The organism is Paenibacillus sp. sgz302114 (genome assembly GCF_056120345.1).
In genome coordinates this window covers 386,897-407,273 of record NZ_JBVYOI010000004.1, presented here as the reverse complement: position 1 = coordinate 407,273, position 20,377 = coordinate 386,897, and the positions used below count along the sequence as shown (strand labels likewise).

General features: G+C 46.3%; 18 protein-coding genes. 1 reads left to right on the top strand and 17 read right to left on the bottom strand.

Going from position 1 to position 20,377, the window contains the following annotated elements; all coding sequences use genetic code 11:
* Positions 1-141: 141 nt before the first annotated feature.
* The 12 genes from AC0LWF_RS13970 to AC0LWF_RS13915 form a co-directional block, all read right to left on the bottom strand.
* Entirely contained in the window at positions 142-2,274 is a 2,133-nt protein-coding gene (locus AC0LWF_RS13970; protein ID WP_474652135.1) for a GMC family oxidoreductase, read from the bottom strand.
* Between the two features lie 157 nt (positions 2,275-2,431).
* Positions 2,432-3,115 (bottom strand): hypothetical protein, encoded by a 684-nt coding sequence (locus AC0LWF_RS13965; RefSeq protein WP_474652134.1) that lies wholly within the window; start codon positions 3,113-3,115, stop codon positions 2,432-2,434.
* A complete protein-coding gene (locus AC0LWF_RS13960; RefSeq protein ID WP_474652133.1) occupies positions 3,112-3,468 on the bottom strand; it encodes a TIM-barrel domain-containing protein in 357 nt (118 codons plus the stop codon). Before AC0LWF_RS13960 ends, AC0LWF_RS13965 begins: the two co-directional genes overlap by 4 nt.
* Positions 3,469-3,869: 401 nt before the next feature.
* Positions 3,870-4,106 (bottom strand): hypothetical protein, encoded by a 237-nt coding sequence (locus AC0LWF_RS13955; protein ID WP_474652132.1) that lies wholly within the window; start codon positions 4,104-4,106, stop codon positions 3,870-3,872.
* Between the two features lie 487 nt (positions 4,107-4,593).
* On the bottom strand, positions 4,594-4,761 hold the full coding sequence (locus AC0LWF_RS13950; RefSeq protein ID WP_474652131.1) for a hypothetical protein: 168 nt from the start codon (positions 4,759-4,761) through the stop codon (positions 4,594-4,596).
* Positions 4,762-4,818: 57 nt separating this feature from the next.
* Positions 4,819-5,091, bottom strand: coding sequence for a hypothetical protein (locus AC0LWF_RS13945; protein ID WP_474652130.1), 273 nt, complete (start codon positions 5,089-5,091; stop codon positions 4,819-4,821).
* A gap of 49 nt (positions 5,092-5,140) precedes the next feature.
* Positions 5,141-6,160, bottom strand: coding sequence for a potassium channel family protein (locus AC0LWF_RS13940; RefSeq protein ID WP_474652129.1), 1,020 nt, complete (start codon positions 6,158-6,160; stop codon positions 5,141-5,143).
* Between the two features lie 218 nt (positions 6,161-6,378).
* A complete protein-coding gene (locus AC0LWF_RS13935; protein WP_474652128.1) occupies positions 6,379-6,663 on the bottom strand; it encodes a hypothetical protein in 285 nt (94 codons plus the stop codon).
* A 165-nt stretch (positions 6,664-6,828) separates the two neighbouring features.
* Positions 6,829-9,078, bottom strand: a complete 2,250-nt coding sequence (locus AC0LWF_RS13930) for a glycoside hydrolase family 76 protein (protein WP_474652127.1) — start codon at positions 9,076-9,078, stop codon at positions 6,829-6,831.
* Between the two features lie 305 nt (positions 9,079-9,383).
* Positions 9,384-10,319: a phosphotransferase family protein gene (locus AC0LWF_RS13925; protein WP_474652126.1), complete on the bottom strand. Its 936-nt coding sequence runs from the start codon at positions 10,317-10,319 to the stop codon at positions 9,384-9,386.
* A gap of 200 nt (positions 10,320-10,519) precedes the next feature.
* The gene (locus tag AC0LWF_RS13920) at positions 10,520-11,377 is read right to left on the bottom strand and encodes an aldo/keto reductase (protein WP_474652125.1); all 858 of its coding nucleotides are present in this window, start codon (positions 11,375-11,377) and stop codon (positions 10,520-10,522) included.
* A 317-nt stretch (positions 11,378-11,694) separates the two neighbouring features.
* Positions 11,695-12,069 (bottom strand): hypothetical protein, encoded by a 375-nt coding sequence (locus AC0LWF_RS13915; RefSeq protein ID WP_474652124.1) that lies wholly within the window; start codon positions 12,067-12,069, stop codon positions 11,695-11,697.
* A 339-nt stretch (positions 12,070-12,408) separates the two neighbouring features.
* Between AC0LWF_RS13915 and AC0LWF_RS13910 the strand changes: the two genes are divergently transcribed.
* Positions 12,409-13,353 carry a ribose-phosphate diphosphokinase gene (locus AC0LWF_RS13910; RefSeq protein ID WP_474652123.1) on the top strand — a complete coding sequence of 315 codons (945 nt, stop codon included), beginning with the start codon at positions 12,409-12,411 and terminating at the stop codon, positions 13,351-13,353.
* A 78-nt stretch (positions 13,354-13,431) separates the two neighbouring features.
* Here the strand turns inward: AC0LWF_RS13910 and AC0LWF_RS13905 are convergent, their stop codons facing one another.
* From AC0LWF_RS13905 to AC0LWF_RS13885, 5 genes are all read right to left on the bottom strand, one after another.
* On the bottom strand, positions 13,432-15,150 hold the full coding sequence (locus AC0LWF_RS13905; RefSeq protein ID WP_474652122.1) for an ABC transporter ATP-binding protein: 1,719 nt from the start codon (positions 15,148-15,150) through the stop codon (positions 13,432-13,434).
* Between the two features lie 267 nt (positions 15,151-15,417).
* Positions 15,418-16,059, bottom strand: coding sequence for an HAD family hydrolase (locus tag AC0LWF_RS13900; protein ID WP_474652121.1), 642 nt, complete (start codon positions 16,057-16,059; stop codon positions 15,418-15,420).
* Positions 16,060-16,621: 562 nt separating this feature from the next.
* Complete coding sequence (locus AC0LWF_RS13895; protein WP_474652120.1) at positions 16,622-17,770, bottom strand: Ger(x)C family spore germination protein; 1,149 nt, start codon at positions 17,768-17,770, stop codon at positions 16,622-16,624.
* Positions 17,767-19,239, bottom strand: coding sequence for a spore germination protein (locus AC0LWF_RS13890; protein WP_474652119.1), 1,473 nt, complete (start codon positions 19,237-19,239; stop codon positions 17,767-17,769). Before AC0LWF_RS13890 ends, AC0LWF_RS13895 begins: the two co-directional genes overlap by 4 nt.
* The gene (locus AC0LWF_RS13885) at positions 19,236-20,324 is read right to left on the bottom strand and encodes a GerAB/ArcD/ProY family transporter (protein WP_474652118.1); all 1,089 of its coding nucleotides are present in this window, start codon (positions 20,322-20,324) and stop codon (positions 19,236-19,238) included. The genes AC0LWF_RS13890 and AC0LWF_RS13885 overlap by 4 nt, the downstream gene beginning before the upstream one ends.
* Positions 20,325-20,377 lie beyond the last annotated feature (53 nt).

Sequence of the window (20,377 nt, the reverse complement as noted above, 5' to 3'; positions counted from 1 at the left end):
ACGATGCGCCTCAATATGAAAGTTTCTATCGCAATGTTACCGCACTTATTCTTGTCTCTTACAAAATCAGGCTCTTATCCTACAGATTGGACAAGAGCCTGATACTCATAAAATAAATTGTTATAGCTAATAAGTACTTCTTTACCCTTGTTTCACTAAGTTCTCTGCTGTGCGGAATGCTAGAGCCATAATGGTTAACACGGGATTAACTCCGCCATTGGTTACATGCACAGCACCATCACTTACCCAGAGATTATCATATCCATGCACGCGGCCACTCGGATCGGTGACGGATGCGGATGGGTCGCTGCCCATGCGCAGTGTCCCTGATTGGTGTTGCCCGCCACTTAGTCCATTGCCGGCCTTTGTTCGCCAAACCTGATGAGCTCCTGCTGCCCAAAGCCACTTCTCTGCTTGCTCTGCCAGCATTGCAGATGCTCGAAGAGACTCAGGATGGACGCTTCCGGAGAGCTGTGCAACGGGAATCCCGTAGCGATCTTTTACTGAGGAAGAGAGCCTTATTCTGGATTCGGAAGTCGGGATCTCTTGGATAGGGCCTTGAATGTGGCTTGTCCTCAGATAGGTTTCGCGCATGGTTTCTTTTCCTGCGATTCCCCAACGCGCAGCATCTGGCGCAAGTGCGCGATACCAGTGAACGAGCGGCAGCCTGGTAAATTCGTTAGCCAGCAATCCTCCCCCGATAACTGCTGCTTCGCTGCTATGTTCGAAACGGAAAGTAGCAATGCTTACCCCAGGGCCAAGACCGTCTTGAATCGGTTCATCGAAAAGGCCGTATGCACCGGAATAAACATGTCCTTGAAGATGTCGACCAACCTGACCATACCGATTGCCGATCCCGCTCGGTTCTGAATCGCATGCCGAGTTAAGAAGAAGGCGCGCACTCTCAATAGCTCCGGCGGCGACCACCACATGCCCTGCCTTCACATAGAGACGATCGATCCTTCCGTCTATTTCTCGTACTAGATGTACTCCGGTGGCACGCTTCCCGCCTTCTGTTTCAATACGCTCTACTATGGTATCGCAGATCAGCTCACAGTTGCCGGAAGAGATAGCCCTTACTAGCATCGTGTTGTGACCGCCATTTTTACTATTAGTAGGGCACGCGAATCCGACACACTGACCGCATCGTCCGCAGGCTGGCCGGTTGTCGCGTTCCACGGAATTAATTAGAAGAGGTACTGGCCCCGCAATCCATCCTAGTTTCTCCGCTGCTTGGGCCAAACGATTGGCTTCCCTGGTCCTTGGCAAAGCTGGCATTGGATAGGCATATTTACTTATGCCGCGTCCGGAGTGGGCGTTCCCATCCCCCGAAACACCGATTTCCCACTCGGCGCGCTCGTAATAGGGCTCAAGGTCTTGATAACGAATCGGCCAATCGCTTAGCGAACTTCCGTCAGGGATGCCATAGCGTGTTGCCATGCGAAAATCATCCGGATGGAATCTCCATGCCTGCGCCCCGTATACCCTTGTTCCTCCGCCCACAGTCATTGCGTTATTATGATAGTCACCCTCGAAAGGCGCGGTGACCCGCTCTTCTCTACCTGGCAAAAGTATCGTCCGAGGGTTGCCTTTGGGCGAAGGGCCAGTGTTATGACCATATTTACTCAAACGGTGGTTCCGTAAGTGATCGCTGCCAACCTCTCCATATCGGAGCCAGCTTCCACGCTCTATGACGAGCACGTCAAGTCCCGCTTCAGCAAGAATGCCAGCAGCTACGGAACCGCCGGCGCCTGCTCCAATCACGACAACATCATAGCGGTCGCGAAGCCCATCAAATGACCGCTGCGGCAAATCGAATTCTTCGACTGGCGACTTCGTTCCCGATACCGGTCCAGGCCGGAAGCCGATCATATCCCAAGATTTATTCCCGTGATTCCCTCCAGATTCAGGATTTCCATAGTAACCTTCGATGACCAAGCTCAATAACGTTTCGAAAAATAGCTTAGACTGAACGGGCCAGTCTTGAACATGATCTTGCTGGACTTTATGGAGCAGACTGTCCTTCTCGTCTGCAGACAGATCGGTGAAAGACCTGCCATCACGCTTTATCGCTTCTGCATTTAGCGCGAGTAGGCCTGGCTCCAAAAGGTCCGTCCAAGTACCAGGATCCTCGTGTATGTGACGCTCCAAGTATGTAAGTACACCAGCTTTTGTCGCTGACGGCCATGCATCTTCCGGAATCATACGATCGGAAACCGCTTCCAAAACTACCCTTAACTCTAATGAAAAAGACTTCTGCCAGCGAGGCTTCATTCTATATACACCGCCCAGTGAAATTATTAAAAGCTCGATTGAGAATGAATAAGGTAGCGCTCCATCTTCGGAATAATTAATTCACCATCAACCACCTCTAATTCGTAGCAGTTCTGTTCACCGTTCTTATAACTCAGACTGATCCAATCATCCTCGATTAGGTAGGTTTGCGAGGCTGGCTGCCATATATGCGGATTTCAAGGTCAAATATCGTATCCTTCGTAATACTTTGGTTGATCGCTAATGGTAAAATCGTTCCCTCCTTGATAAAGAGAGGGATCCGAGTTGTCTCGACAATGATGCGCTGCTTGCCTATATACCGTGTACCACTCCAGAAATCATACCAGCCGCCTTCCGGCAAGTATACGGTTCTCCCCGTACCTTCATTCAAAATAGGAGCCACGAGCAGGTTGTCCCCCATCATATACGCATCATCAATGGTATGCACCTGTGTATCATCGGGATAATCAAGCACCAGTGCCCGAAAAGGCGGGGTCCCATATCTCTCATAACGGGCATACGCTTCATACAAGTAAGGAATGAACGCATTTCGCAGTTGCAGCAGCTCACGGCATCGATCCTGAAGTACACTGTTCTCAAGCAGAATTCCCTGTGCATTTTGATCAATGTCATACTGCTTCCAAGGCGGATTTGGCACCATCCAAGCATTGATGATTGAAAGCGGCGAAAACACGACGGTATGCATCCTACGGATAAATTCTTCCCCGCTGCCACATTGTCGAACCTCAGGAGACCATAGTAGCCCTGAGAATCCGGCGTTCAGAATACCGCGTACAAAATGCCCGTAATCATATAAATCACTATATAATACAAAACTCATTGGCGACCCATAGCTCCACCCGGCTCGAACCTGAGAATAGGAACGTAGATTCCGCTGTTCGAATTGTTGCTGGACCCATCGCATTCATCCAATTTGACTGCACCGATTCCAGTATCAATCAGCTCGTCTTGCCGGTTCCCATAAATCTTCCTTGCCTCTGGAAAAGCAAAATCTGGGACAAGCCCTTCCCACACCTCATAGTCACCGGAATACTGACGCAGTTCCTCATAGAAGTCGGCAGTCTTATGAACGTACGCCTGCTCCCAGAGATTCAGCTCCAGACCTGCACGTTTTACGTTCTGTACTAGGCGCTCCGGGTCTGGGAAGCGATTCGAATCCCACTTAATGAACACGAATATGCGCGACTCTGCCAGCCAGGTTCCAATCCTAACATTGAAAAAGGCATTTGTTCTTTCTGAATTTCTTCCAGCAGACATTCCACTTGATCTTGATTTGCTGGGCCATAGCTGCGATATAAATTTCCTAGCCCCCATATCGGTGGCAATACTCCACCGCCAGAAAATAAATTGTAGCTTTCGACGACTTGCTTGATCGACTCGCCCGCAAAGATATAAATTTCTGCGCCTTCCACTCCTCGAATAAAAATGGATACTTGGCTTCCGCGTTTCTCTTCGCTGTATAACGTCTCTGTCCGGATTGCGATCTCTTTCTCTTTACTGCTGCTTTCCGAATAGACTCGTCTTGTGGCGCCACAATCGAATTCTACGCATCGACTCGTATCCACCAGAATCCCTTAAGCCTTCGTCGACACATAAAACGGCACAGGTGCGTGCGCATCGCCGATATCATTTGTGGCATCAGCATTCGTACGCAGTCTTTTTCTTTTGCCATTCTGTACAAACGACTGCAATTGTAAGCCAAGTCCATATAGCTTCTCATCCTCACCAAGCGGAAGCGTTATCAAAAAACCTTGAGAAGTCGATTTCGCCGAAAGCGCGCCTTCGGCAAAAGGAAATGGCTGCTTCGCCATTTTTTGCAGTCCTTCTCTTTCCTGTCCTCCAAAAAAATGATGAGGGGTTAGTCGCTCTGCCGTCCCCAGCTTCACCTTCCAAATTGTTGGAAAGCATTGTATCTTCTCCATAAGCCACCTCTATTTAAAATACGCAAACTCTCAATACCTGAAGTATTCGCGAAGGTATTCAACTATCCTGCTCGTTAGCAATGAAATGGAGCAACTGCGGATTGCAAACTGCTGCCGGCGATGATCATAATAATAACTAGCGTATTTTAATCCCAGCGGCCTTATATAGAAGTTCTTGTCCTAATACGGCTCTGTATAGGAGTTCTAGACTTGAACAAACGACAAGAACTTCTATCCCATAAATAAAGAAAAAAAGCAGCATTCTATGCGACTTCGTTGTATAGATGTTCTTGTCGTCCGACACTGTTCTATATCTACCGCCTTGCGGCAGCCATTAAAGTATCATGTCCTATTAGCTTAATGAATCACTAACACGTTAAAACCAGTCAGGATGCTGATCTCTAGTAATAACACCATCCATAGGAAATATCATCTCTAAAAATTCACCACTATCAGCTTCAAGAATAACAAGTACGCCATCGATAGAGATATACCAAGTTCTGTCTCCAGTTATTTTATGCCAAAATGTATCTTTATTTACCAATTACTTTCAGCGCCATTTTTTGTGTTATATGATAGATCCTTCTGACGGTTCAAGGTGTCAAGGTACATTTTTGCTTTGGATATGGCTTGATGTTCCGTGAGAATAGGCTTTTGAAATTGATAAAACCCAAATATGATTATAATGATAAACAACGAGAAAGTCAGAATAGTAGAACGGCCCTGTCGGCGTAGCTTTGAGCGTGGATCCCTCCAACAGCTTCGCCATATGCTTAACGGCTCGCACAGCAGCAGCCGTTCCCTGCAGACGACCACGTATCCAAACGATACGAACGCCCCGGCCGCCCATATCACCTTCGACTGCATATCGCAAAGCCTACCACCTCCTAGTGGATTTCAATCCGCTTTTTCATTAAATAGCCTCAACTCAAGTTTTTGATCTTCTGATAGGTGACTTCATCGGCTACCACGTATAGCCTAGCGTCGGCAGGTATAGGCTGGTTCATCTTGCGATTAATCCCCAGGTCCCCTCTATCAGAAAGCAACGTGGCGCCAATTTCTAATAAACCCTGAAAAGCGTCTCTATATGTCTGCCATTGTTTGCTAACCGGAACTTCATAGATGTCGTCCCCAACCTCGCGGTTGATCAGTTGGTTAATGATTTCCACTCCCCCTTGCTGGAGAGCTGATCTCACCGCAAGCCTTGAAACGGCGTCGTGTGATAGAACGAATTCATTGACGTTTGCATATCGGAAATTTTGTATGTTTTTATCTTGCGTAATCTCGACCGTAGTATGGATACCAGGATGAAGGCGTTCAATGCTTGATGCGATTAGAAGCGTTTTCCCATCAGAAAGTGCAGGCTCGTCAATTCGCGTATCTGCGAAGATGATAACGGCTTTAGCAGTATGAACCATTGCCCGTTCAAGTACATCTTCCATTGATGGATCTCCGCTTACAAAATGAACTGCTCGTTCATCTATGACAGGGTGCTTGCCCGATTCATCAATAATGACGATATGAGTGGAAGAAGAATACGAAAGGATCTCATTTATCGCATACTGCGCTTTCTTATTCCAGTTGATAATAACGATGTGGTCTCTTCCGTGAAAATTCAATTTTCCAGCCTCCCAGCTTCTATAGATGGTGGTAAATGAGTCTAAAATCTTTCCGATGATTAAACTAAGAATCCCAATGCCAAACACGTAAATGTAAAGGGTAAATGCCTTTCCCAAAAATGTTTTCGCATAATAATCGCCATAACCTACCGTCGCCATCGTGGTCATGACCCAATACAAGGCGTTGAACCATGTTCCGAATGTGGATGGCTCTATCAGATAGGCAATGGTACCGCTGCTGAGGATAAATGCTGCTGCTACGATGAAGACCGTTGTTTTCGGTATTCGAAGAACCTTCATCATCGCACGGACGATTATTGGCAAGCTGAGTGCCCCCATTCATATTATGAGCTCGTGAACTAGCTACCCCGATATACAAATTAATTCGTTATATTCGATGAATACCCTCCAGATGGATTATTCTGTCGGGGATGGGATAAAGTTCTTGTCATTTGGTTTTGACAAGAACTTTATCCCATAAATGCAAAAAGCCGCGATTTTCGCGGCCTTTAATGAGATAAATTTCTGTTCACCCGACACCATTAGTATAAATCGCTAGCATTTGGGAAATTAATTTGTACCAGTCTTTCTACAGCATCCGTACGAATCAATTTAAGTGGTTCAATTCCCTTACACGCTTTCTTTAAGGCCCCCAAACAGCTAGCACAACGTTTAACGTCTGGATCGTTAGGGTTAAGGTGCACATTAGATTTCAAATAGTCACGTATCTCTTCTGCGAACTTAACAAGACGTTTGAAATCAGAAACATTTGCAGCCTCTAGTATACGATTGACACAATCCACCTGGTTTAACAGTTTAATCGACATGATGCTCAACTCCGTTGAAGTATTCTTGAAACTACATCTTATCAAAACGTTTGTTCTTTTTCAATAAAAATACAAAACCATCCCCTTTCTTGTTAACGGAGATCTTAGTAAAAAACCTGCCACTCTTATCTGCGAGTGGCAGGTTAACTTGCAAGCAAGGAGGGATTAAGGAACTAGTGATAAGGCATACACGTGAATATCTGAATTGGCAGGGATCGTGATGCTCTTCACCGTTTTTCCAGTAGTTGGCGACAAGGTATATCCGAACACATAGAACGATCCGGTGCCGGTAGAACCGCTAATATGTGCGTATGACATGACCTGCATCTGGTAAGTCGTCGTATTAGGCAATGCCCAGTCCTGCATGGCGACACTGATGCCGCTTGTGCTTCCGTCCGTATAATTCACAGTGAATGTACCCGTTTTATTGCCGTGTGAGCTGGCGCCTAACAGCTTGATCGCGGAATATTGGTTAGGAGGCAGCGGAATGGTCTGACCTGTTCCTTTGATCTGATTGTTCTGGCCATCCGTTGACGTTCCTAGCGTATACTTGATGCCACTGTAGGTTGGATTCAGATTCAGCACGTTCGCAGAATATCCATAACCTGCATCCCCGCCAAAGCTATTGTTGCTCGGGTTCGAATCGCTTCCCCAACCATCTTCGTTGTAGTACGCTGTCAGATCAGCTTGCTGAGAGGAGACAAGAGTGATTGCAAAAATGTTCACATTCGGCGTATTCGGCAGTGTTATGCTCGAAACATTCCAGGTCGGCGTCGTCCGCAAGGAGTACGCATACATCTTAGGACTTCCTGAAGTTTCGCCTGTTGAGATGTGCATGGAAGTGAAATTTTTAGCGACTTTCTGACCGGTATAATCGCTTGCCGCCCAGTCCGACATTACGATGTTGGTCTGATTCGATACACTTCCACTGCTGCTGTAATTGATCTTTATCTCCTTTGCCAATTGGCTACCATACGTTCCTGCAGCAAGCAAACGAATTTCGGTGTATTTGCCTGAAGGCAACGAGATGGTCTGACCAATGGCCTTTATGGCATTGCACTCCGTGTTGATAGTGCCATTGCAGTTTCCATCATAGTTCGGTCCCATCAGATAAGGCGTATTCTCAAATGTAATCGTTGAAGGAACTTGCTCGGCAGGGTAAGCATACGAACCGCCGCTCCAACTGAAGCTACCGGGTGAGGCATCCGTGCTGAATGCATCTTCGTTGTATGCGCCAATCGCTTTCAAATCGACCGTGGTCGTAGCCGCAGGAGCGAGCGCTTTGGTAATCGTGCCGCTGGCCGGAGCCGTGGTTTGAAGAAGCGCCACTCCAGTCGAGCTGCCAAAAGATTTTATTAAGGAACTCGGTGTCTTGACTGACCAATCCTTGTAAGTAAGGTTGTCAGCGGTACGGCGATTGTTCCATACGGTGTTAGCGTTCAAATTCATCCAGGACGCATACTGACTTTGGCCGTCTTGGTTGATCAACAAGTTCATGTACCTTGCGAAGATGCCCTTGAAGCCCGCTCCTGCCTCAACTCCATCCTCGGCGTCAAAGTTCATAATATAATTGGTGTCCGTGAGGTGTTGATACGAATAGTCCGCAGCAGAGATGGCATCCTGCAAGTATGAGGAGTTACTCGTCGCCTGATACAGGTAATGGGCGGCCCCTATGAAGGCACCTTGATTATATGAGAATTCCCAACTGTCAATCGTGGTGTTGTCACTGTGCAAGTTATCCATGACACGACCGTTCAAGAACAAGCGGCTCTTCTCCCAGCTGTACAGATTTTGCGCCTTCGTCAAATAGGAGGAATCGCTAAGCGCACTGGATAGCCGGACCGCCGCTATGGCTGCCGGCATGTTGTTGCACGTATTTTTCGCTGTCTTCGCGTAATCCCACCAAATTCCTCCGCCCAGCTGCGTGTCATAGGCTGCGTTCCACACACCGTCGAAAGTGTTCTTGGCTGCTGTCCGGTAGCTGGTGTTGCCGGTAATCGAGTATGCTCGAAGGAAGGCCATCGTCATCCACATCGGATCATCCGTCAGTGTAGCAACATACGTCCAATCGTTTCCATACTGCGCTAATATCGAATTAGCATGGCTTACAATATAATTATAATATGTAGAATTCGCCGACCGATCGTAAGCGTCTTCGAGAACCTCAAGCATTAAGGCCTGCTTCCAAAATTCATCTTTAGTCGTCTTATTCGTGTCAATGGCGAACTGATTGGATCCACTCATCCAATACCCGCTAATAAATGCGTTCATCGCCGTATCGGCATCCGTGCTCGTAAATGCATCAGCTGTAGACGCAGATGAACCAACTAGAACAGGAAAGGCGATCAAAGCGGACAGCACAATCTTGCCTGCCACCGATTTCAAACTCTTAAACTTGCTGCGAAGATTAGACAATAGATTAACACACTCCTCAAGGGTTAATTTGTCAAGCGCTTCAGCCTAAGATTAGAAATTACCGAACATGATTTGGTAAACACCTCTGCAGCATAAGCAATTGCAGCTGCTGAAGTGGAAACCGCGAAAGAGACGATGTTCGTCTTCATTTCCTCGATTCTCTTTCATAATTCAAATTATAGTAGAAACTTATTCGTCCCGTATGACAAAATGGCAGAATTCTTTATAGAATTCTGCCGTTTTCGATATTATTCTATTTTACGATACAACACTAAAGGAACTCGTCTAAACGATTTCCCTCGAACTCATGTTGACCATGCAGCTTCAATCTGCTCCAACCATGACTTGGCACTAGCTTTAAACCCCTGGTAGGATTCTTCTCCCCAATGCAGATAGGACACCGAAATGAGCTCGACTGTTTCGAAGAGCTGATAATATAGCTGCTTGATATCGAATAAAGGTGACAGCTTGCGTAGGCTTGAATAACCTGCCATCAATGCCTGCTGTATCTCAGATGCATCCGTGAATATTGCCGATTTGAAGTCGAACTCCGGATCGCCGGCAATCGACCACTCCATATCTAGAATAGCTGTAATCTCTCCATCTGCACACAGCATGTTCGAAAAGTGATAGTCGTTGTGAACCAACGATGCTGTTGATATTCCACTGAACAAACGAGTTGCTCTCTTATACACGAAGACATAACGCTCGGCTTCCTCAGGATTTAAAATTCCAAGCTTCAGACAACGATTGGTTCTTTGCTTCATGCCCTCTACTAGATACTGCTGCCAGCTGTCATATCGATTATTAGACGAGAGAGCAAGCTCTCCAAACTTATCCCGCCCAATCCCATGAATCTTGGCAAGTAAAACGCCGGAGTTGTATGCCATCTTGATTTTTGATTCATCTTTTGCCGTTTCGAATTCCTTCCATACATCGATGCCCGGCATCTTGCTTGTGATCAATATTTCATATGGTAAATGTTCATGGCTGTTATCAAATACATAAACATCTGGAACCGGCATGCCTTCTGATTTCATCATTCGAAGCGCTTGCTGTTCATTGTCGAATTTCGGGAGCTCCACGTCTCTGGCATTTACTCTAACTACATAATGATCGTTAATAAAAACACAAGGATTCACGATTCCAAGGTCCGAATATTCTATACGATCAATTTCCCCGAGACTATGCTTCTCGAAGATAGCTTGGATCGTTAAGATATCAAATCTCATAGATTTCATGGCATGTCCTCTCATTCGTCGCGGATTGTTTACAGTCGATTTGGAAAGTTGATTCATTTAATAGCATTCGCCAAAATGGTTAAAACTCCCTGCCCGTTAGATCATTAATAACTCGCGCTAACTTTTATACAATAAATAAAAAAGCCGCATTTTATGCGACTTAGTTGTTTAGATGTTTCAAACGAATTAAAAGTGGTGGCTTAATGAGCAGCGATGCCATTCAATTCAGCTATGTCTTCGGCGGAAAGCTCCACGTTGGATGCACCCGCGCAGTTAACGATATTCACCGCTTTGCTGGCGCCGGGAATCGGCAGAATGACTGGCGACAATCGAAGCAGCCATGCAATTGCGATCTGCTGCGGCGACGCATCATGACTTCTAGCGATCCGCGAAAGCGTCTCGTTGCTGCCGATGCCGTGCGCGTTGCCCATACCGTTTAAAGGGCTGTATGGTAGGAATGCGATACCGAGCTCTTCGCAGCGCTTCAGCACGTCCATTGACGAATGGTCAAACAAGTTCATACGGTTTTGAACAGACGATACCGTTACAATTTTGCGGGCTTCTTCCAGTTGAGCAACGGAAACGTTCGACAGTCCCACGTGAACGATCTTCCCTTCCCGCAGCAATTCCGCGACTGCTCCCACGGATTCCGCAAACGGAACCTTAGGATCCGGACGGTGGAATTGATAGAGCGTGATTGCTTCCACGCCGAGCGCACGCAAACTGTCCTCGCACGCTTGACGCAAGTGTTCAGGACGGCCATCGGTTTCCCAACGTCCATCCGGACGAATGTGGCCGCCTTTTGTCGCGATGACCACATCGGGACGATTATGTAAAGCTTTGGCGAGCAGACGTTCGTTATGACCATTTTCGGTCGAATTCAAGCAGTACGAATCGGCTGTATCGAACAGTGTAATGCCTTGCTCCAATGCGGCATGCACCGCTCTGATGCCGTCTTCCTCCGAAGGGCGTCCGTTAACGGAGAGCGGCATTCCGCCCATCCCGATTTCCCCCACGATTATTCCCGTCGAACCTAGCTTACGTTGTGGCATTGTCATCTTACAACCTCCCTAGAGATAGTTATGAAGCTTCCAAGAGTAGTGACGAAATCTTCCATTTTCAAGTATACCAGCACAGCTTTTTAACTAACAGTACTGAAATAAAGTTCATCTAGTTACTCTGTTGAATGGAAAGCTGGGTTTTCGTACGAAAATTGCCGATGCGTCAGCTCGTTAGTTCAACGAAGCTCCCACTACGCTGCCAATAATCCCCATCCCACAAAAAAAAGCCGCGATTATCGCGACCTTTAATGATCAATCCAGTAGTATCATTCACCTTTAACTATATTCGTTGAATGAAATGAATTCCTCTTGTCTCAGCTGATGATGCGGCCGAGTCTATTTCGGTTATACAAAATCGGAGCGTTGTTGCTGCCGCTCGCTTGCTTTTGCACGACCTCGTGCAGCCGCCCCGTCAGCTCCGTGAACCATTCTTCGTCACGCGTGGCCAGTGCCAACTCGATAAAGTCTAGGATCGGCTTCTCGTAGTCCAGCACCTGCACCGTAGGCTGCGCTTTGATCCAGCTGCTCAACACGGCGACCGTAGTACCGACCGCCGCATCGTTATCGGATTGAACGACATAAACGGTTGTAATGTTCTGTTTTTCGTTCATCGCCGTAATAAATCCTTGAATAAGTTCCCCGTCCTTCGTTCTGCCTTGTACCCAATCACTGATCGCTAAGCTCATCATCAGCACCACCTGTCGTTAGAATGGACAACTTAACTGTATCCGAATCGATTACAGTTGGACTTAGAAAAGAGGACGTTGCATAAGCAATTTGCCTGGCTAACCGTCCTTCTTTTTTCTTGTTACTGTAATTATATTAGTTACAGTTTATAATGTCAAGGAGTCCAATTTTCGCAGCCATTAATTTCCTGGTTTTGTTGAGCATTCCTGCCCATTATAATACGCGGTTTGAATTTACAATGGGAAAAGATATAATGGGACTAACTGTATATTGCAAGAAGATAAAGACAGTGCTTTCGATGCAAGAATTGCGCAGTAATTCTTTTAGGAGGAGTCAAGCGGATGCAAAATGTAAAAATATTTTCCGGTTCATCGAATCGCCCGCTCGCGGAAGACCTATGCCGGCGGCTTAATGTTCCGCTTGGAGACATTGAGATTTCCAGACTGCAAAGCGGAGAAATCAGCTTACGCTATATCGAATCGATTCGCTCTTCTCATGTCTATATCGTTCAATCCTTGTCTCATCCCGTTAATGAGCATTTAGTCGAACTCATGATAATGATTGATGCAGCCAAACGGGCTTCAGCCAAAACGATTAATATCGTTATGCCGTATTATGGCTATGCTCGTCAGGAACGGAAAGCAGCCCCGCGAGAACCAATTTCCGCCAAGCTCGTAGCCGATGTGCTGACAACTGTAGGCGCTGACCGCATTATTACGGTAGATCTTCATGCGGATGCGATTCAAGGCTTTTTCGATATCCCAGTTGATCATATTACCGCTTTGGATCTTATCACGGATTATTTGAAGGCAAAGAACATTAAGAATCCGGTAGTTGTCTCGCCTGACGCTGGTCGGGCAACAACCGCTGAGAAGCTCGCCAACTATATGGACTGTCCGTTTGCCATTCTCATTAAGAACCGCCCTGCTCACAATAAGACGAAAATCACTCATATTATCGGTGAAGTCGAAGGCATGACTCCGATTATTATTGAGGATTTAATCGATACAGGCGGTACGATTGTGAATGTTGTTGAGGCATTACATAAAAGAGGCGCGAATGACGCCTATATTTGTGCAACGCATGGGTTGTTCTCGGAAAACGCGCTCGAGAAGCTGTCGCACCCCCACATTAACGAAGTCGTTATTACGGATACCATCGCAATTGACCCGAACCATTCGGATAAGTTCGTTGTTCTTCCAATGGCGGAGCTTCTCGCAACTGCGCTCAGAATTATTAATAACGGCGGATCGATAAATACGCTGTTTAAGACGAAGCAAATGTAAGGAATCGTGATAATAAGGCACAAGAAAAAAGCAAGCGGCAGCAAATTGCCACTTGCTTTTTTGTCTCGGGTACTGCGCTTAAGCGTGCTGGTACTGTGCTTGATGAAGCCTGCTGTAGATGCCGCCGGACTCGATCAGGTCCCGATGACTGCCCTGTTCGGCGATACCGTTCTCGTCGACGACGATAATGCGGTCCGCGTTCTTAATCGTTGCCAATCTGTGCGCGATGACGAGCGTCGTGCGGCCAACAGACAGCTCTGCCAGCGACTGCTGGATTGCCGCTTCGGTTTCGGTATCCAGCGCCGACGTCGCTTCGTCCAGAATAAGAATCGGCGGGTTTTTCAAGAACATTCGTGCGATCGCCATCCGCTGCTTCTGGCCGCCGGACAGCTTAACGCCACGTTCACCGATGATCGTGTCCATGCCTTCCGGCAGCTGCTTAATCATTACCTCAAGCGAGGCTCGTCTGGCCGCCTCCCATATCTGCTCATCAGTCGCCTTCAGATCGCCGTAAGCGATGTTCTCACGGATCGAGCCGGAAAACAGGAATACGTCCTGCTGCACGATACCGATATTTCTACGAAGCGACTTCAGCGTCAGTTTGCGGATGTCTTTGCCATCGACAGTAATACGCCCACCTGTGACATCGTAAAAACGCGGCAGCAAGCTGCAGATAGTCGTCTTCCCAGCGCCGGAAGGACCGACGAAGGCAACCGTTTCACCCGCTCGAACGGTCAGATCGACGCCCTTCAGCACATCGCGGTTTTCCTCGTAGCCGAACGAGACGTTCTCGAAGCGAATTTCTCCGTGAAGCGAGTGAGCCTCGACGGCGTCCTTGGCATCTTGAATATCCGGCTCCATGTCGATAATTTCGACGTATCGTTTAAATCCAGCGATCCCCTTCGGATAGCTCTCAATGACAGAGTTAATCTTCTCGATCGGCCGGAAGAAAATGTTCGACAGCAGCAAGAACCCCATAAACTCCCCTAGCTCGATTCTATGATCGATGTAAAACCACGCGCCGCATACCATAACAAAAATCGTAATGAGTCGCATCAGCATGTAACTCACCGAGAAGCTCTTAGCCATCGTCTTATAGGCAAGCAGCTTCGTCTCGCGGAAATTATTGTTATCAACGGAGAATAACTTCTTCTCATGTTCCTCGTTCGCGAACGACTGCACTACGCGAATGCCACCGACGTTCTGTTCGATTCGGGCGTTAAAGCTACCTACATTTCCGAACAACCGCCTATATGTGTTCGTCATACGGCCTCCGAACATGATGATCAGCCAAGCCATGAACGGAATGATCACGAACGTGAGTAAAGCCAGCTCCAGGTTGATGTAGGCCATCAGCGTAAATGAGCCCGCAAGCGTCATAATCGCGATGAAAATATCTTCCGGCCCATGGTGCGCGATCTCCCCGATGTCGTTCAGGTCGTTCGTGACCCGGCCGACGAGATGTCCCGTCTTATGGTTGTCGAAGAAGCGGAACGACAGCTTCTGAATATGGTCAAACATTTTCCAACGCATATCGGTTTCAATATTGATGCCTAGCATATGTCCCCAATAGGTGACGACATAGTTCAATACGGTATTGAGGATATAAATTCCTAGTAGTCCGATACAGGCTAGCACGATCATCTTCCAGTTGCCGCTCGGCAACAGATCGTCGATAAATTTACTGACCGCCAGCGGAAAGCCGAGCTCAAGCAAGCCCGCGATGACCGCGCAAGAAAAATCGAGAATGAATAAGCCTTTGTAAGGGCGGTAGTACGAGAAAAACCTACGAAGCATGGTTAAATGATCCCCTCTCCTTCATCAGCCGTAACTGCTCCAGATGCATCGAAACTGAATCTCTTCTTAGCGCAATCGTCTCTTACCTCATCCCCTCCACCCGACTCTCATTACCTTTGAGTTTCACCTCTGAGTGCGTACCTATCCCTACGTCCGTCACGGACTATAAGTCTATCAATTACTGTATACAACTGTATACTTTCTGGGATATGTATACAATTTATATGAACATGAGATGGACGTCAACCCCCAGCCGCTAATGCTCTCTCAGGTAACATTCAGGATAATGTCCTTTAGTTCTATCAGATTATTGATTCGATAGCTGGCCTGTGAGAAGTCATGTGTTTTTGTGAAGTCGTTATGGACAATAGCACACTCGATACCAGCCGCCACTGCGGAGTTCAACCCTCTGTTTGAATCCTCTACAATGAGGGTTTCTTCTTTGGCAGCTCCGAAGCGTTTTAGGCCGGTCAAGTATGGTTCTGGGTGCGGCTTGGTATGTTCGTAGTCTTCGCGAACAAGGACGAAGTCCATGAATTGACTAATCTGGCGGTGTTCATGAATAAGTTGAAAATCTGCACGTTTTGCAGTCGTCACGATGGCCATGCGGACATACTTTGACAGCTCGGCAAGAGTTTCCACTACGCCTTCAATCTCTATGGCCTCTGTTCTTAGATATTCCTGATAGTAGACGTTGCGGATCTCACGCTGCTTGCTGATGGTCTGTTCATCAATACCTGCTGCTCTAGCTTGGGACCAAGTGCCAAATGACTGAGTCATGTCGCGAAGGTATTGATCCTTATCCAAGGTAAATCCAATGTCAGCCAAAGCGCGCTCTCCCGCTTTGTAATACCAGAATTCAGTATCAACCAGAACACCATCATGATCGAAGAGTATGTACTTTTTCATTGTTTCGCTCTCCTTTACTAATGTTTTTGTCTTGAACCCACGACAAGAACTTCTATACTAAAAATAAAAAAGTCGCAGTTTAAGCGACTTTTGTTGTATATGTTCTTGTCGCCCGCAAACGTTCCACGGGCATCATGTGAGTCCACACCACCTTTGAGTCGTGTTCATTTTGTTAATTGTTCTGTAGTTTTTGTTTGCATTCTGCACAATGCTCACTTCTCGGTTTATTTCGATTAATCCATACGCATATGCCAATAGTTGCACAAATAATCCCCGTCATTAATACCAATGCCCATTCCATGTCATGCACACTCCCTTTTCAAGATGATACTTCGCTCATTCCTGCGGGCTTTAAAACTCGTAATCCATCTTTCTTACTAAATAAAATTATACATTAAAAACCATAAAATAAAAGGATCATCCAACCGGAAAGGACATGAGAGACAAAGGGACGTTTGGAGGTGGAAAATCGTCTTGGAAACGCAAACAGCCGCCAAATGAATGCTTTCATTTGGCGGCTGTACACTCAAGCAGCTCGGAAGCCGAGGTAAAAGCCAAAGACTTATTTTTTCAATATCTTAGCGATCCCCACATCGCTTAAACCTACACTCACATCAATCTTGCCTAAAGATTCAGGCTTTAACGGGAGTGTCCCTTCGTTCTTCAAACGATGCCACGCTTTCGGGTTGGACCGGTAGAGCGAATTGGATAGACCAAGAAGATCTGCACCTGATTGAAGCCCGATCAGATATGTGCTCTTGATCTGCTGCCTTATTTCCTTGGCAGCGAGATCCGTCAATTCTTTCTCCGTTGCAGGATTCTCCTGCTCCGTAATCGCGCCTTGTGCCTTGATCTTAATGTTAAAGACCAGATTACGCCCCGATAACTTGGGCTCGATGGAAGGTTTAATTTTTGACACAACCATCATAGCAATCGGCTTTTGATCGATCTGAAGCAGTAAAGGGGTGCGAACGGTTTTTTTCTCCATCCATCTCAAGCCCATAACATCGTTAAGCTTGTAACACCCCCTCAATTGTTTATTTTGAAGGGCGCATATCCCATCTTGCTGTAACTGATTTGTTGACTTTTTATTCTCCATCCAGTGATCCTTATTGACGCTTAATGCGGGCAAAACCAATACTTGCCCCGCTTCCTCCCATTTCCAAATGAATTTGTAAAAATATAAAGGGGCCACGAACGAGCTTTGAGAATATCGGTCAAGCGGATTACTTAATTGCGAATAAATAGACGAGATATTTTGTAATGGAGATGCGTTGAAAATATCTTCTATCGATCCCGTGGTGACCATCGTCCAAATGGTATACCGAAACTCGTAATACCTGTTCATTTGCTCCAAAATGCCATGGATGATTTCCGGCCGAAGTGCAGCTTTTGTAAACACCAAGGCTTTAACATGGCTCCAGGACAGTTTTTCCTGCGTTGATTTATAGAGATCAAAGCCCGCGTCGTCTATGGTCGTTCCTTCGCCCTTGCCAATGGAGATCAGCTCCTTGTTCGTTCCCGCCCCGGCTTCCTTCTTGGCTATATTATTAAAACTAATGAGTTGTGTATAAAACACGACTTTGCCATCCACATAATCAAGCCCGATCGAATTGACATAATAAAGATGTTCAATTTCTTTGGCCCCCCAGCATCCGGTTAACAATAGGGACACGAGACCACAGACCAATAATGGTCGTAATATCTTCATGGTTTATCATCTCCGTTTTTGTTGAAGAAGTGAGGAGCTCCCTCCTTCTTCCCCCAAGGCATTCGGAACAAAATCTTGTAAAGATCACGGATACTGATTGGGGCTATAGGACTTAAATATTTGACGCCAAACGATTCCAGATTGACCATATAGATGGCAATAGTCAAAATGCAAATCAATACTCCATACAAACCCAGTAAACCGCTAATCACCAATACGATTAATCTCAGCAGGCTAACAAGGCCGACCATATTTTGATTCACCAACGTAAACGATGCCAATACCGAAATCGCGACTACCACAAGAATACCCGGTGCCGTCATTCCGGCACTAATGGCCGCCTGTCCAACGATCAATCCGCCTACAACGGATATTGTTTGTCCGATGGATGATGGCAAGCGCATGCCTGCTTCCCGAAACAATTCGAATAGAAGGACCATGACCATGGCTTCGAGAGGAGCCGGCAGCGGAACGCCTTGCCTGGACGTTACAAGTGTCGCGAGCAAAGTCAACGGGAGCTGATCCTGATGGTAGGTAAGCAGCGCGATCCAAAATCCGGGGAGAAACACGGAAAGAAAGACACCGCATAGCCTAAGTATTCGTGTAAACATGACAAACCAATTCAATGTATAGGCATCTTCTGAGGTATTAAACAAAAAAGTAAGGTTAATAGGTCCAATGATCACCGTTGGCGAGCCTTCGACCACAATGACAAACCTGCCGTGCATGAGCGAGTTCACCGCGAAATCCGGTCTGCCCGTATACATAAACTTGGAGAATGCCGCATAACCGACCAACAGCTCCTCCAGCTGCGTAGTGCTGGTTAAGCCTTTAACCTGTACACCCGCCAGCTTGGATTTAATCTCCTCTAAAATGGCGGGCTTAATGGTATCTTTCATATAGAGCAGCATGGTTCTCGTCTGTGTCTGCGTACCGATCGTAAATTCTTCTACGGCTAGCTCATTCGTCTTTAGTCTCTTTCTAATTAAGGCAACATTGATCTTCGCTTCTTCAATAAAACCATCTCGAGGACCTCTTATCGAAATTTCCGCATTCGTTTCCTCGGTTGTCCGTTGCGGTACATTGGCTATATTCCAGCCATACATGCAAGCTGTGTCATACAAATAAATCAATAATTCGCCATTGAAGATTTGAGTCATGATGAGCTGGGCATCCCATTCTTGCGGCATGGGGCTAAGTTGGAATGGCAGGTGCTGCCTTAGTTCCGCGTCGCTTGAAATGGAATGCTGCTTAAACATGTCGATCAGATGGGGAATAAAATACTGATGAATCCGATTCGCGTCGCACAACCCTTCACAATAGATGAGAAGTAATTCAGATGTGCTTCTGTCCTGTTGCGTGACAATCAGATTGTTAAACTGTACGTCACTGCAGTCTTTGAACAGCTGCCGAAGCTTTCGATCTATATCATCATTCTTAATATCCTGCTGACCAGTCGTATTGTTCATGATTTTACTCGTCTCCATCTATTTCCGACATGAATTAATCCGATAACGATGAGGAAATAGCCCGACATCACCCAAAGTATGCCAGGCAGCACAATTTCAGTGATGAAATTAATAAATTTAGGGTCGCTTAAGGGCCAAATAACCGCTATTAACTGGATCGCGCATATAAGGGAAAGTACCAATGCCTTTTTCCCTTTCTTCTCCATGTTTAGAATATCGCAAATTAAAAAAAGAGTTAGCGATATACGCATGAAGGCCCCGCTGAACCACTGATACATGCTTAAAAAATCCATGTGTTCAATGTAATGGCCAATCGTCACGAGTCTCCATTCTTCATAGGCGGGAAACCTTAAAAAAGAAGCTTGCTTGGGTCCAAACTCGACGATCGCCCCGACAAGGGGGCCAAATGTAAGCCCAATAAGGATCAAGGCTAAGAAAACAAGCGATAGGAACGAAATGCGTTTACGAATGTGATGCTGCATAAATAAAAGCAGCGACAATTCGATTAATCCCGCTTCTACATAGATAACGCCATGCCATACTGGATTCATCCCATGCTCCAGAAACGGCTTAAGCAAGGAGTAATCCTTATTCGGGATGTTGGCCGTCATCACATAAAATCCGAAAATAACGACAAGAGGCAAAAAAATGGCAGCGGTATTGGCGATCGACTCGATCCCTTTATATGCATTGAATGCGCAGACAAACAACAAAGGCGCTGCTAAAACAACGGTTGGCGTGAGATTGGATATCGAAAGATGGATCCAGGTAACGGTTTCCTTTAATGTGACAGTCGATAAAGTTAGCATGTATATACATGCAATTCCTGCCAGCAGGTAGGATACTGCTGAGCCATAGGTTGTCTTCAACCATTGAAATAGCTTCTTTTCTTTATTCTTTATTAGAGCTGAATAAAGCAGCACGACCCAAATCATATAAATAGCGCCTGCAAGCAGAACGGAGATCCAGCCGTCGCGTTGTGCTTTATCTAAGGTCATTGGAATGATAATGACATGATTCAACAATCCAACTGAGAGCATGAACATCATGCTTATTTGCAAGAACGATATCGAACTATTTTTCATTTCATCCCCCTAGTTAAAATTAGAAAATTGTTCCTTTATTTTTCCACAATATC